Source organism: Pseudomonas sp. SCB32, from assembly GCF_009189165.1.
In the GTDB taxonomy this organism is placed as follows: domain Bacteria; phylum Pseudomonadota; class Gammaproteobacteria; order Pseudomonadales; family Pseudomonadaceae; genus Pseudomonas.
In genome coordinates this window covers 2,128,477-2,143,407 of the sequence record NZ_CP045118.1, presented here as the reverse complement: position 1 = coordinate 2,143,407, position 14,931 = coordinate 2,128,477, and the positions used below count along the sequence as shown (strand labels likewise).

Genomic DNA, 14,931 nt, shown 5'->3' with positions numbered 1-14,931 from the left:
TCATGGAGCCCCTCTCCATCAAGAGAGGACGTGCGATCTACTGCTTACTGCCAGTTCGCAGCAATCACCACCTCCAGTTGCTGCCGCTGATCCGCCGTCAGGTTCGACTCCCCACCAGCGGGCACTCCGAAGGCTGCCATTGCATTGACCAAGCTTTGCACCTGACTTTCCAGCAAGGTCTTGCCGTCGGCTGAGGTGATCTGTCCCACGTGGTAGTTGCTACCCGAGTACCAGCTGCTGATCGATACCTTGTCATTGGTTCCAATCACACTGATATCCAGGTTGCTACCGTTCTGGCGGAACCAGAGCTGGTTGGCGGTGATTCCATCCGCAAAGACCAGCTGATCAAGGGTGTTGGCGTCGGTGTGGTAGTTGTTGACGGCGTCCTGCCCGAACTGGCGTCCGAACACGTAGGTGTCATTACCGGCTTCGCCCATCAGGTAGTCGTTACCAGCCCCGCCGATCAGCGTGTCGTTTCCACCTCCGCCATAGAGGGTGTCGTTACCCACACCACCATTGAGCAAGTCATCACTGGCATACCCGTATAGCGTGTCACTTCCCTCAGTCCCCAGCAGGATACGCCGCTTCACCTGATCAACATTCAGCACCGTGCCATCGGCGAATCGGACCTCATCCACCTTGTAGGCACTGGCGCCATCCTGGAGTAAATAGCTCGACACCGTGATCCGGTCGGTGCTGCCCTTGAGCTTGAGGATCAGATCATTGCCCGACCGTCCAAACTCGATGTCATCCACCCCGATACCGACGGCAAACTCAATGGCGTCGACCTTGCTCGTGCCAGTGTCGTAGTTGTAGACCGTGTCCTGTCCCCAGCCACGCTCGAAGCGGTAGACATCGCTGCCGGCTTCGCCCATCAGGTAGTCGTTACCAGCCCCGCCGATCAGCGTGTCGTTTCCACCTCCGCCATAGAGGGTGTCGTTACCCACACCACCATTGAGCAAGTCATCACTGGCATACCCGTATAGCGTGTCACTTCCCTCAGTCCCCAGCAGGATACGCCGCTTCACCTGATCAACATTCAGCACCGTGCCATCGGCGAATCGGACCTCATCCACCTTGTAGGCACTGGCGCCATCCTGGAGTAAATAGCTCGACACCGTGATCAGGTCGGTGCTGCCCTTGAGCTTGAGGATCAGATCATTGCCCGACCGTCCAAACTCGATGTCATCCACCCCGATACCGACGGCAAACTCAATGGCGTCGACCTTGCTCGTGCCAGTGTCGTAGTTGTAGACCGTGTCCTGTCCCCAGCCACGCTCGAAGCGGTAGACATCGCTGCCGGCTTCGCCCATCAGGTAGTCGTTACCAGCCCCGCCGATCAGCGTGTCGTTTCCACCTCCGCCATAGAGGGTGTCGTTACCCACACCACCATTGAGCAAGTCATCACTGGCATACCCGTATAGCGTGTCACTTCCCTCAGTCCCCAGCAGGATACGCCGCTTCACCTGATCAACATTCAGCACCGTGCCATCGGCGAATCGGACCTCGTCCACCTTGTAGGCACTGGCGCCATCCTGGAGTAAATAGCTCGACACCGTGATCCGGTCGGTGCTGCCCTTGAGCTTGAGGATCAGATCATTGCCCGACCGTCCAAACTCGATGTCATCCACCCCGATACCGACGGCAAACTCAATGGCGTCGACCTTGCTCGTGCCAGTGTCGTAGTTGTAGACCGTGTCCTGTCCCCAGCCACGCTCGAAGCGGTAGACATCGCTGCCGGCTTCGCCCATCAGGTAGTCGTTACCAGCCCCGCCGATCAGCGTGTCGCTTCCACCTCCGCCATAGAGGGTGTCGTTACCCACACCACCATTGAGCAAGTCATCACTGGCATACCCGTATAGCGTGTCACTTCCCTCAGTCCCCAGCAGGATACGCCGCTTCACCTGATCAACATTCAGCACCGTGCCATCGGCGAATCGGACCTCGTCCACCTTGTAGGCACTGGCGCCATCCTGGAGTAAATAGCTCGACACCGTGATCCGGTCGGTGCTGCCCTTGAGCTTGAGGATCAGATCATTGCCCGACCGTCCAAACTCGATGTCATCCACCCCGATACCGGCGGCAAACTCGATGGCGTCGACCTTGCTCGTGCCAGTGTCGTAGTTGTAGACCGTGTCCTGTCCCCAGCCACGCTCGAAGCGGTAGACATCGCTGCCGGCTTCGCCCATCAGGTAGTCGTTACCAACCCCGCCGATCAGCGTGTCGTTTCCACCTCCGCCATAGAGGGTGTCGTTACCCACACCACCATTGAGCAAGTCATCACTGGCATACCCGTATAGCGTGTCACTTCCCTCAGTCCCCAGCAGGATACGCCGCTTCACCTGATCAACATTCAGCACCGTGCCATCGGCGAATCGGACCTCGTCCACCTTGTAGGCACTGGCGCCATCCTGGAGTAAATAGCTCGACACCGTGATCCGGTCGGTGCTGCCCTTGAGCTTGAGGATCAGATCATTGCCCGACCGTCCAAACTCGATGTCATCCACCCCGATACCGGCGGCAAACTCGATGGCGTCGACCTTGCTCGTACCAGTGTCGTAGTTGTAGACCGTGTCCTGTCCCCAGCCACGCTCGAAGCGGTAGACATCGCTGCCGGCCCCCCCATTGAGGTAGTCGTTACCAACCCCGCCGATCAGCGTGTCGTTTCCTGCTTCACCATAGAGAGAGTCAGTACCCGCCCCGCCAGATAAGTAGTCCCCTCCGGTGCCTCCGTACAGAGTGTCGGCGCCATCGAATCCAAATAGATAATCCTGCTTATCATTACCTGACAGACTCTGGTTGCTTGCGGTGCCCACCTGAAGACCAATGCCGAGTGTATTGATCCTCGCGATCTCATCCGCACTCAAACTCTGGACACTCGACTCGGTAATGGGAGACAACTCGTTGAGGCCGTGTTGGGCCACCGGCTGTCCCAGAAACTCCAATAGATCCGTTATGCCGTTGATTCGATTCTGAGCGAACGATGCCTGGAACAGCGCAGCCACCTCGCTGTAGTCCAGACGCAGACCATTGTCATTCAGCGTGATGCCAATAGCCTCGACATAAGGCCGCAAGCGCGTCTGCAGCAACAGGCCGTTGTAGATCGACTCTCTCAGCGACTCATAGGCCGAATTGATGAAGCCAGCCTGCCCAGCATTCAGAACGAGATTCTTCTCGGTCAGAGTCCAGTTGCTGACGATGGAACCACCACCGCTGCCTTGGGAACCGCTACTACCATTGGCCGTGATATTGCTCAGTTGAGTCACTGATGCACCCGACTTGATGCCTAGCCGGCTGAGACCACCGCTGCTGTCTTCTTCCTTAGTGAAATTGAAGAAGTTCTGCGCGTTGAATACCTCCAGCAGCCGTACGCGCTCGAGCAAGGCTTTCTGCTGCAACTGTTCTGCAGTCGGCCCGCTACCCGCATTGATCGAGTCAGGGTCAATGCCGCCCAAGGAGGAGCTACCACCACCGGTGCCGCCCGCCGCCAGCTTCAAGTCCTGCTCCCAGGACCACTCGAAATCCACGGTCATCATGCTGGTGGACAGGTCGCTGACTCGCTGCTCGAAGGTCCGGTAGCCCGAACTGTTCGCCCACTCAGTGAGCAGGCGATCCAACAACCCCATCTGCTGTTCCCGGGTCTGAGCACTCGCATATTCGGCGAGTACGCCTTTGAGGGCGGCGTTCTGCATGGTTGCTTCGCGCAGATCCCGCACCGCACCAGAACCTCGCATGTCCGGCAACGCCTTTGCGGTCTCATCCACGGGCAGATGGTCGGTAAATTCGCGGTAGAACGGATTGGAAGTCAGGTCCAGGTTACCGGCGACACTTTGGTTGCCGTTGACCTGTCCGGTCGAGCCATCGTCACGGACAAAACTGCCGATGGCACTGATGATATTGCCGTTGTTGTTCTGGTTACTATTGGTCGCGGTGAGATTGATCGAGGTGATGTGATGATCGGCTAGGGACTTCAGCTCATCTGCTTGACTGACCCCGTCCTGATTCAGATCCTGCCACACACGCACATTGGCAAACTGGGCATCGTTGGCATCGAATACACCATCTCCGTTGGAGTCCAGATCGCGCAGAGCATCGAAGCCGTTAGTAGCCTTCTGGCCGTTACTTTTGACGAAGTCCACACCGAACAACTCTGCGCCGGTATCGATCCCACCGTCACCATTGCGATCCCAGACCAGGAGGCCATCATCTTTACCGACCCAACCGGTGCCCGTTTTCAGGCCGTCGCCGTCGAAATCGAAGATTATACCTGAGTTGGCCGATACCGTTTCCAAACCGTCGCCATCAAGATCCAAGGCAAGTGGATCGATACGCTGTACAAAGCTAAGGGCTGAGCCATAAGACCCATTGGCCGCTGGATCGATCTTACAACTGGTTCCAGTATCGATATATGGAACAGAAAATAAATCATCTAACCTCTTACGAGTATCCTCAATTGTTTTTTTCCAATCATCAATTTCTTTCTGCCTAGGATCTGTATCATCCAAGAACGGCCCATCAGGATAATGATTCGGCTTCCCCTCACCACCAACCAGATCGTTAAGGAAATTACTAAGATCAATCAAAGCCCGCAAAACACTATTTTGCTGCTTAATTGCGTCTTCAGTAGGGAAAGATGGCTCACTAAACTCCACCACCGCCAAAACTCTCTTTGTCGCCTCTGCAGTAACTTTCGCCCCAGGGATTCCCCCTAGCATATCAGCTGCATACCCCATAGTTTCCCGAGCCGACTTCTCCGCTACCCCCGGGTCACTTGAGTTATTAATATTATCGATCTGATTTCTTAAATACTCAGACGTAGACTTAGCGTCATCCATCCACCCTTTCACATCACCGACTGTTGTATCAGGCATCGCAGACGCACTCCTTCCTTGAAATTTAATAATCAAGCTTATTTATAGACTTGACATAGTATCCAGACTTAAACAGCCTCGCCCCTCCCATACGCATAACCTTCGAAACCAAAACAACATACTCATGGAAAAACTCTGGCTTATCTCTTGCCATTGCATCACATGAGGAAACCCTTAAATCTTTGACCAGCCCCCCACGCTCCTTAATTCTCTCAACGGTGCTCTCCGCCTCAGAGATTGCCTTTTGCGACGACATTTTAGTTAACTGGGCTACTTTGTAATTTAATAGACTTAACTCAAGACCTATCGGGCATAGCCCTTCAAGATCAACTTGCCTTCGGACACCCTCCAAGAGACGCAATGCATTTTCAAACTCAGCCGCATCAATTAAAACATTAGCAGCAGTTAGAGTTTTAAAAACGCACCCCGCACCACCAAGCGCACATTTTTTTGACCCCACATAATTGAGCAACCCTTGATTCTTTGAAGCCCCCTCTTTAAGACTTACAATATTTACCACCTCATCTTCATCCAGCCTCCCTCTTGACCGATTAAAATATCCCCCCTTCCACATACCCTCACGAATCCACCTAGAGTCTCGCTCACCATCCCCAGAAACTTTGAAACTTAAAAACACCACCCCACCCACAACCACTAGAACCACTAGAACCACAAGAGCAAATCCAATGAAAAACTTACTCAACCCCGTCATAGACTAAATCTCTCCAAGTACGCACAAAAATTACAAATTTCAAAACCCTCACCTTTCGACCAAGCTCTCATCTACATACTGCTTAAGTGGGCTCAGGAAGTATTCGATAACTTTTCGTTTATCCGTCTTAACCTCTGCACTCACCGCCATCCCCGGCGTCAACGGGATATCCCGATCGCCCACGCGTATATGGTTCTGCCCCAACTGGATTCGCATGCTGTAAAGCAACCCTCGCTTCTCGTCTTCGATGGCATCGTCGGAAATACTGATCACCCGACCATGCACGACGCCGTATTTGGTGAAAGTAAAGGTCTCCACCTTGATTTCCACTTCCTGTCCGGGCCGAACAAAGCCAATGTCCTTGTTTTCCAGCATGGCTTCGACTTCTACCGGCTGGTCTCTGGGGACGATGAGTGGCTGAGCCTCGGTGACGACGCCACCGTTGGTGTGGATGGCCAACTGCTGGACGGTGCCATCGACCGGTGCGGTCAGACGGGTCAGGCGGTCCCGTTGTTCAGCTTTAAGCAGCTCTTGGGCGAGACCGGCGGCCTTCTGCTCGGACTCATGCTGCAGGTCGAGCATGGCGCGCCGGGTCTGGGCGATGACGCTTTCACGGCGCTGCTCGGCTTCACGCTGGGAGGCATCCATTTCAAGGACGCGCGCCTGTTGTACGGCCAGTTCGCGCTGCTGATCCAAGAGCGCCTGCTCCTTTTCCAGCCAGGCGTGCTTGGCAACGAAGTTACGCTCCAGCAGGCGTTTGTAGTCCCCGGCCAATTGCTCGGCGATGGGCAGCGTCTTACGCAGGGACTCAACAGTGGCTTGGGCCGCGCGAATTTCCGCGGCCCGCTGATCGATCATCGCCTGGGCCTGGTCGACATTACTGCGCAGCTCGAGGTACTGGCCTTGCAGCCAGAGCTGGGCGGCCTGACGCTCCTCCTCGCTGACACCAAGCAATCGAGAATCCAGCGACTGTGGCGGCTGGCCACTGCGAATGGACTCCAGCAATGCAGCCGCGCGGGCAGCGTCGATACGGGCAGCTTTCAAGTCAGTCTTCAAACGTTCGACGTCGGCGCCGGTCTGGCTGGCATCCAGTTCCACAAGCAGGTCGCCGGCCTTGACCTGTTGGCCATCGTAGACATGGATATTCCTGACCACTGCTACTTCGCTGGGCTGGATCACCTTGGTCTTGCCACTGGGAACGATCTTGCCCTGGGCCGTGGCGACGACGTCGATCTCGCCCAGGCAGGCCCAGAGCAGCGCCAGTGCCGAGAACGCCATGATCGCCCACTTGATATAGCGCGCCGCAGGGTGCACCGGCTGCTCCTGCAGCGACAGCGCGGCCGGCAGGAACTGCACCTCATGGGGCAGCCTTGGAGGTGCATCCATCTGCTTGCGGTTACGCCAAGCGTGGCTCCATGTGCGCCGGTAGCGCTTGAGCAACTCGCGTCGGGCGCTCATGCCTGGCCTCCTTGCTGCAAACGATGCAGTCGCGAGTAATGGCCTGCCTGGAGGGTAAGCAGCTCCCCGTGGGTACCCTGCTCGACGATCTGCCCGCGGTCCATGACGATGATCCGGTTTGCATCCCGAACGGCACTCAGGCGGTGAGCGATGATCAGCACGGTGCGGCCTTGGCAGATGGCTTTCATGTTCTGCTGAATGACCCGCTCGGACTCGTAGTCCAGAGCGCTGGTGGCTTCGTCGAAGATCAGAATGCGCGGATTGCCGATCAGCGCTCTCGCGATGGCAATGCGCTGCCGCTGTCCACCGGAAAGCGAAGAACCGTGCTCGCCAACCAAGGTGTCATAACCTTCAGGCAGTTCCAGGATGAACTCGTGGGCGCCGGCCAGACGGGCCGCCTGGATCACCGCCTCCATGGGCGCACCAGGATCGGTCAGGGCGATGTTCTCGCGGATGCTGCGGTTGAACAGCAGATTGTCCTGCAGGACCACACCGATCTGCCGGCGCAACGAGCTGACATCGGCCAGCGCCAGGTCCATACCGTCCACCAGCACGCGCCCGCGCTCAGGCACGTAGAGGCGCTGCAGCAGTCTGGTCAGCGTACTCTTGCCGGAGCCGGAGCGACCCACGATGCCGATCACTTCCCCCGGACGAATCGCGAGGCTGACGCCGCGCAACACTTCGGAGCCATCCGGGCGGTAACGGAAATGCACCTGGTCGAACTCGACCTGGCCGCGAAGTGCTGGCAGCGAGCTGCGGGTGGCCTGGGTCAGCTCGGTCTGGCTGTTGAGAATGTCGCCCAGGCGCTGCACGGAAACTCCGGTCTGCTGGAAATTGGTCCAGAGTTGCGCCAATCGCATGATCGGCTGAGCCACCCGCCCGGCGAGCATGTTGAAGGCCACCAACTGGCCAACGGTGAGTTGCCCGTCGATCACCAACCGTGCACCGAGCCAAAGCGTAGCGACGGTCACCAGCTTGCCGATCAGCGACACGCCTTCGTTGGCGAAAGTGGAGAGGGTCTGGGTCTTGAAGCTGGCTGACACGTAGGCTGCCAGTTGGTTATCCCATTTACGGGTGACTTGCGGCTCGACTGCCATGGATTTGAGGGTATCGATGCCGTTGATCGACTCGACCAGGAACGCCTGGTTTTCCGCCCCTCGACTGAAGCTCTCCTGCACCCTAGCCCGCAACAGCGGCGTGATGAGCAGCGAGAGGACGAAGTACAACGGCAGCGAGAGGATCACCACCAGGGTCAGCCAGCCGCTGTAGAAGAACATCACGGCGATGAACACCACCGAGAAGAGTACGTCGAGCAACAGGGTGATGGCGTTGCCGGTGAGGAAGCTGCGGATGTTCTCCAGCTCACGTACCCGCGCCACCGAATCCCCTACCCGGCGCGCCTGGAAGTACGCCAGCGGCAGGCTGATCAGGTGACGGAACAGCCGTGCTCCCAGTTCCACATCGATTCGACTGGCGGTATGGACGAAAACGTAGCTGCGCAGTCCGCTGAGCAGCGTCTCGAAGAGCATGATGCCAAGCAGACCGACCGCCAGGACGTCCAGGGTGGAAAGACCGCGGTGCACCAGCACCTTGTCCATCACCACCTGGAAGAACAAGGGAGTAAGCAGAGCAAAGATCTGCAGGACGAAAGAGGCGACCAGCACCTCGCCCAGCAGCTTGCGGTACTTGACGATGGCCGGAATGAACCAGGTGAAGTCAAAGCGCGACAGTTCCGCAGCCTGCGAAGCTTCCGAGCGAAATAGCAGCAGTTCGCCTGTCCAGCGCGAGTTCAGCGCATCGAGCGCAAGTACTTCCGGCCGCCCCTGAACGGGGTCCTGAATAAGTGTCTTGTCCTGGTCGATGCGAGCAATGATGAAATAGCGGCCTTCATGATCGCGGGCCATTGCCGGCAAAGGTGTGTGCGCCAGTCGCTCGGGCTTGCTCCGGACAGATTTGGCCTTGAGGCCAATCTTGCGTGCGGCCAACAGCAATTCAGCACTACCGAAACGCTCGCCGGGCGGCATGAATTCATGGGCCAATTGTTCGGGCGACGCGGCAATGTTGTGAAAGCGTGCCAGCATCACCAGGCAGATCAGCCCGGTGTCCTGAGGTGGTGTGATCTCGCTTTCATTGGGTGTTTCGACACTGGGCATGTGGAGTTCCTTTCCAGACAACAGGTCGCACGTTTACATCAGTGCGGTACGGGAAATGAGTCTGCATGAAGCAACCGCCGTCCCGACTGCGGAGCACATGCCTCAATCAATAAACGGTAATAGGCCTTCAACCCGTTGGCGACGCTGTAATCCTGCGCCGTATGGCGAGCCATCTCGCGCAAGGGTTGCTGATCAACAGGGCGCTGCAACGCCTGCAGGATCTGCTCAGCGATAGCCGATGGATCGAAGAAATCCACCAGGTAGCCGTTCTCTCCATGGCGAATGACCTCGCGTACCGGAGCCGTGTCCGACCCGATCAACAAGCAGCCGGTGGCCATGGCCTCGAGCATCGACCAGGAGAGTACAAAGGGATAAGTCAGGTAAACGTGCGCCGCAGAGACTTGCAGAACCTTGAGGTAGGTGGCGTAAGGCACTTTGCCGAGAAAGTGGACCCGAGTAAGGTCGATTTCCACCTCTTCCAGCATGCGGGCGCGCCAGTTCAGTGCATTTTGCGGCAAGCGACCATAACTGACCCCATCGCCGCCAACGACCACCACCTGCGCCTGAGGGTGGAGAGCCAGCACCCGAGGCAGTGCCCGCATGAAGCTATGAAAACCACGATAGGGCTCCAGATCACGCGCCACGTAGGTTACTACTGGCTGTCCGGCATGCAACGTACGGCCATCGGGCAGTTGCAGGCACGCCAGGGGATCTGGCCATAGATTGTCCAGCGGCACCCCCTCGTGGGCGATGCGAATTTTGTCGTGAAAGGCTTCGGGGTGCAGGCTGTGTTGCCAGCGAGTGGGCGTAATCGCCAGGTCGCAGTGTTCCAGATTCAGAAGATGCAGCGCATTGCGCGTGCGAATTCGCGATTGGTCGTCCAGGCTACTGGGGAACTCGGGATCGAACCCGACGTCTACGCCCCGAGCGTGATAGTAGTACTCGCAGAAGTGCACCAGAGGGACGTCAGGAAACACCTCCTTGGCATAGAGCGTTTCTCCCCACCCCGGATGGGCGAGAATGACGTCGGGGCGATAACCCTGTCCTTTCAGCCGCAGCAGCAGTCGCGCAACCTGCTGTCCGTGCAGGACCGCATCTTCGAAGCCACGAAGATACCCATGAGTTTCCTGAGCGGGAGAGCGATGCGGACGATAGCGCAGCATTCGAATCCCCGGCAGTCCCGGCGCGGTATCGCGCCCAATCGCCAGCAGACTCTGCGGGTCTTGCCTGAGCAAATCCAGAGCTAGGTGACGGAACTGGCCAGGGAAATTCTGATGGATCAGCAAGACGTTCAATCAGCGCCGCCTCCAAGCCCGTGGAGGACATGCGCATGTTGTGCCGAAGACGCGTGAAGCGGGTCTTGCGGGTGCTCACTGAGAGTCGCCGAGAATTGACAGCCTGTCATCGACCCGTTCCATCCATGGAGCTTCGAATGCGATGAGCCTGATGAATCGCGCCACTGCGATGGGCTCAAACGGCCAGGAGCATACACGGACCAGCGATGGCAAATCGCTACTTTCCTCACATTTCGCGCGAAACATCCTCCGCCCCGAAGAATGATCGGAACGCACTTACTCGGCAGTAACCAAAAAGGGCCCTAGGGGCCTTTTTTCTCGAGTCGCCGGCTATCAGTTATGCCGCGGATGGTGCAGCGACACCAACTCCATGAGCCCCGCGACTGGGCATTCACCCTCCAGCTCGGCCAGCGATGCCGTGTTGAATGGCACCGCGTCGCTGCGGCTGCCGTGGACCAGCAGGCCAGCCAGGGAGCCGATCAGGGGTTGGTGGCTGACCAGCAGCAGGTTTCGCTCGGTGCGGCCGTCCAGGAAGCGCAGCACGTCCTTGGGATCGTCGTCCGGGGTCAGCCAGGGCGCCGTGCCAACGGAGCTCTCGAAACCAAGCGCCTCACGGATCAGTTCGGCGGTCTCCTGGGCGCGCACGTAGGGGCTGGCGAGAATGCCGTCGAGTGGCTGGCCGGCGAGCTGGGCCGCGATTTTGAGCACTTCCTTGCGGCCGTGGGCGGTCAGGCGCCGTTCCGAGTCGCGGCGGGCCTGCGGCTCGGCCTCACCATGACGCAGCAGCCAGAGCTTCATGGCTTGGGCTCTTCGTCGCGCGCCGGGTGCTCGGCGGGCGGCATGCTGTGCGGCTGCTCACCCTCGGGGGCGCGGGCGGCCGGCCAGTCGCCGAACGGCCAGGGTTTTTCCTCGGTCTGGAAGGTGCCGAAGCGGCCGATCTGCGCGAAGTACTGGCTGAGGCTGTCGCCAAAGCCCATCAGGCTGCCGCTCGGCGCGCCGTAGATGATGCGGTAGATCAGCTGGACCACCACGACGACGCCGAGAAGGATCTCGGCGACGAACCAGACCAGGGCGAAGACCAGCATCCAGACGACTCGCAGGACGAGGGATTCTTTTTCCATACGCTCGGCGGACATGGGGGACCTCCCTCAGAAACCGGTGGTGGGAATGAAGTCGACGTCGGTCTTCGGCTCGCCGTTCATCAGCGCCTCGATGACCTGCGCCAGAGTGCGGCCGCCGAACAGGATGGCATTCAGGCCGGCCACCAGCGGCATGTAGACCTGCAGTTCGTCGGCCTTGGCCTTGAGCACCCGCAGGGTGTTCACGCCTTCGGCAGTCTCGCCCATGCGCGCCACGGCATCGTCCAGGGAGAGGCCTTCGCCCAGTGCGAAGCCGACCTGATAGTTACGGCTCTTGGGTGACGAACAGGTGACGATCAGGTCGCCCACCCCGGCCAGACCGAGGAAGGTCATGGGATTGGCGCCAAGCTTGACGGCGAAGCGGGTCATTTCCGCCAGGGCGCGGGTGATCAGCATGCCTTTGGTGTTCTCGCCCATGCCCAATGCTGCGGCCATGCCGGCGATGATGGCGTAGACGTTCTTCAGCGCACCACCCAGTTCGACGCCGAAGCGATCGCCACTGGCATAAACGCGGAAGGTGCGACCGTGCAGCGCCGCCTGTACCCGCTCGCAGACTTCCTCGTCCTCGCTGGCGACCACGGTGGCGGTCAGCTCATGCTCGGCGATCTCGCGCGCCAGGTTCGGGCCGGAAATCACCGCAATGCGGGACTTGGGCGCGATTTCCTCGAGAATCTGGCTCATCAGCTTGAAGGTCTGCGCCTCGATGCCCTTGGTCAGGCTGACCAGCATCTTCCCGGCCAGCTCTTCGCTGCGGCCTTCCAGCACCTTGCGCAGGGCGCTGGACGGCACGGCGACGAAGATCATCTCGCACGCGGCCAGGGTCGCCGGCAGGTCGGTGGTCGGCTCGACACCCGCGTGAATCTTCACGCCCTTGAGATAGCGGGGGTTCTCCCGCAGGGTGCGAATCGCTTCGGCCTGTTCCTCGTCGCGCATCCACTGGCGAACGCGCTGGCCGTTCTCCGCAAGCAGATTGGCGAACGCGGTACCGAAACTGCCACCGCCGAGAACGGCGATCGGTTGCTGCTCAGTCATGTCTTTTCCATCACGGGCCGCCCCCGGGGCGGCGATTGAGGCATTATAAGGCCCCTATGCCCAGCGACCAGCCCGGATCGCAGGACTGGCAAACATCGGCGCCTCGTTTAACATCCGTTTATTGCACACCCATCGAGAAGAAATCGAGAACAAGGACGTTCCGTGCTGATCCCGCTCCGCGCTCCCCTGCCACTGTCCCTGCTTGCCGCCCTACTGGTGGGCGAGGCGGTCGCCGGCGATCTCTTCGTCGATCGCACGGATGTGCCGGAGGTGCTCACCGCCAGCCGCCTGAAGCAGTCGCCCGCGGAAGTGCCGGGCAGCATGACGGTGCTCGACCGCGACCTGATCCGCTCTTCCGGCGCCCGCGACATCCCCGAGCTGATGCGTCTGGTGCCGGGCATGATGGTGGGCTATCTGTCGGGCAACCAGGCCACGGTGAACTACCACGGCACCAACGTCACCGAAGCGCGGCGCCTGCAGGTACTGGTGGATGGCCGCTCGGTGTACCGTCCAGGCCTGGCCACGGTGGACTGGAGCGATATTCCGGTGGCCATCGAGGACATCGACCGCATCGAGGTCTTCCGCGGGCCGAACGCTGTGAGCTACGGCGCCAACGCACTGATGGGCGTGATCAACATCCTCACCCGCCACCCCGCCGATAGCCTGGGCACGCGCCTGAAGTACAGCGCCGGACAGAACGGCATCCGCGACTGGTACGCAAGCCAGGGACTGCGCGGCGAGTCCAGCGACTATCGGCTGTCGCTCTCGGGCCAGGCGGACGATGGCTTCGACCACGACCAGTTCGACCGCGACTATCGCGACGGCCGCCGCCTGTCCCGCTTCAGCCTGGTGGCCAACCACAGCCTCGATATGCGCAACAGCCTGGACTGGCAGATAGACGCGAAGGAAGGTAGCAACCAGCGCCCCTACAACTACAGCCCGGTATTCGACAGCATTCCCGCTGGCGACAGCGACTCCGACCTGACCGCCCGCGACTACGCAGGCTCCTTGCGCTGGACCTTCGACGCCAACCCGCAGCACAGCCTTTATGTCCAGGGCTATGCAGAGCACTGGGAGCGCCTCCAGGATTTCCACGCCTGCGAGGCGCAGGTCGCGTTCAGCCCGCAACTGGCACAGCTCTGGACGCTCGACCCCCAGTATGTGGAAAAACTGGCCGGCACGTTGCCGCGTATTCCCAAGGGCACCGCCCAGGAGCAGGCGCTGGCCAACCAGGTGCTTCGGCAGATAGTCGGCGGGGCCGGCAGGCCGGCCTGTGGTTGGGTGAACCAGAACATCCGGGAAACCCGCTACGACCTCGAAATGCAGGACACCCTGCGCCTGACCGACAACATGCGGCTGGTTTCCGGCATGAGTTACCGCCACGACCAGGCAGTCTCCGAGACCTACTTCGACGGCACGGTGAACAATGAAATCTGGCGGCTGTTCAGCCAGATGGAATGGCACCTGACGTCCCACTGGCTGCTGCAGGGTGGCGCCATGCTGGAAGACGACCAGAACTCCGGCAGCTCCGTCAGCCCGCGCATCGCCCTGAACTACCTGATCACACCACGACACAGCCTGCGGGCGGTGTACTCCGAAGCCGTGCGCTCGCCCGACATGTACGAGAGCGACGTGAACTGGAGCTATCGCGTACGCAATCTCACCCCGGCCCCCTACGGCCAGAGCACGGCCTACTACTTCGCCCGCGCCCACGGCCCCGGCGATCTGGACCAGGAGCGCATGCGCTCGCGGGAAGTCGGCTACAACGGCCAGTTCGACGAGATCGGCCTGGCGCTGGACGTGAAGGCGTACCACGACGAAATCCATGGACTGATCAGCGATCCACTGAAACTGACCGACTTCGAGCCCACCAACGACAACGAAATCCGCTTCAACGGCGCCGAGACCCAACTGGATTGGCGCGTCGGCCTGTGGGACCGGGTACGGCTCACCTACGCCTACGTCGATTACGAGGCCTCAAGCCGTTACGACCAGCGTCTCACCGCCCGCAACAGCGGCTCGGCGGGCTGGATGGGCGACTGGGGCCGCGGCTGGTCGAGCTCGGTGTTCTACTACGGCGATGACGCGCTGAACGAGCACCGCTTCGAACGCGTGGACCTGCGCGTGGCCAAGCGCATTCCCCTGGGTGGCGCCGCGTTGGAGCTGGCGGGCGTGCTGCAGCAGCGCCTGGACGATGAGCCGCTCACTTGGCCGGAAAACCGCTTCGACGACCGTCACCTGCTGTATTTCAGCGCCGAGGTGGATTTCTAG

9 protein-coding genes are annotated in these 14,931 nt (G+C 59.7%); 1 reads left to right on the top strand and 8 read right to left on the bottom strand.

The genetic code is table 11. The annotated features are described in order from the left end of the window. Positions 1–44: 44 nt before the first annotated feature. The 8 genes from GA645_RS10125 to GA645_RS10090 form a co-directional block, all read right to left on the bottom strand. Complete coding sequence (locus GA645_RS10125; RefSeq protein ID WP_152222312.1) at positions 45–4,871, bottom strand: calcium-binding protein; 4,827 nt, start codon at positions 4,869–4,871, stop codon at positions 45–47. Between the two features lie 25 nt (positions 4,872–4,896). Next, positions 4,897–5,583, bottom strand: a complete 687-nt coding sequence (locus GA645_RS10120) for a hypothetical protein (protein WP_152222310.1) — start codon at positions 5,581–5,583, stop codon at positions 4,897–4,899. A gap of 48 nt (positions 5,584–5,631) precedes the next feature. Further along, the gene (locus GA645_RS10115; protein ID WP_152222308.1) at positions 5,632–7,041 is read right to left on the bottom strand and encodes an HlyD family type I secretion periplasmic adaptor subunit; all 1,410 of its coding nucleotides are present in this window, start codon (positions 7,039–7,041) and stop codon (positions 5,632–5,634) included. Next, entirely contained in the window at positions 7,038–9,194 is a 2,157-nt protein-coding gene (locus GA645_RS10110) for a type I secretion system permease/ATPase (protein ID WP_152222306.1), read from the bottom strand. Before GA645_RS10110 ends, GA645_RS10115 begins: the two co-directional genes overlap by 4 nt. Before the next feature lie 38 nt (positions 9,195–9,232). Continuing rightward, complete coding sequence (locus GA645_RS10105) at positions 9,233–10,489, bottom strand: glycosyltransferase family 4 protein (protein WP_152222304.1); 1,257 nt, start codon at positions 10,487–10,489, stop codon at positions 9,233–9,235. Positions 10,490–10,822: 333 nt separating this feature from the next. Continuing rightward, positions 10,823–11,287: a phosphohistidine phosphatase SixA gene (gene sixA / locus GA645_RS10100; RefSeq protein WP_152222302.1), complete on the bottom strand. Its 465-nt coding sequence runs from the start codon at positions 11,285–11,287 to the stop codon at positions 10,823–10,825. After that, complete coding sequence (locus GA645_RS10095) at positions 11,284–11,625, bottom strand: DUF4389 domain-containing protein (RefSeq protein ID WP_152222301.1); 342 nt, start codon at positions 11,623–11,625, stop codon at positions 11,284–11,286. Before GA645_RS10095 ends, sixA begins: the two co-directional genes overlap by 4 nt. Positions 11,626–11,637: 12 nt before the next feature. Continuing rightward, a complete protein-coding gene (locus tag GA645_RS10090) occupies positions 11,638–12,660 on the bottom strand; it encodes an NAD(P)H-dependent glycerol-3-phosphate dehydrogenase (RefSeq protein ID WP_152222299.1) in 1,023 nt (340 codons plus the stop codon). Between the two features lie 162 nt (positions 12,661–12,822). Here GA645_RS10090 and GA645_RS10085 point away from each other — a divergent pair, with 162 nt between their 5' ends. Next, a complete protein-coding gene (locus tag GA645_RS10085) occupies positions 12,823–14,931 on the top strand; it encodes a TonB-dependent siderophore receptor (RefSeq protein WP_152222297.1) in 2,109 nt (702 codons plus the stop codon).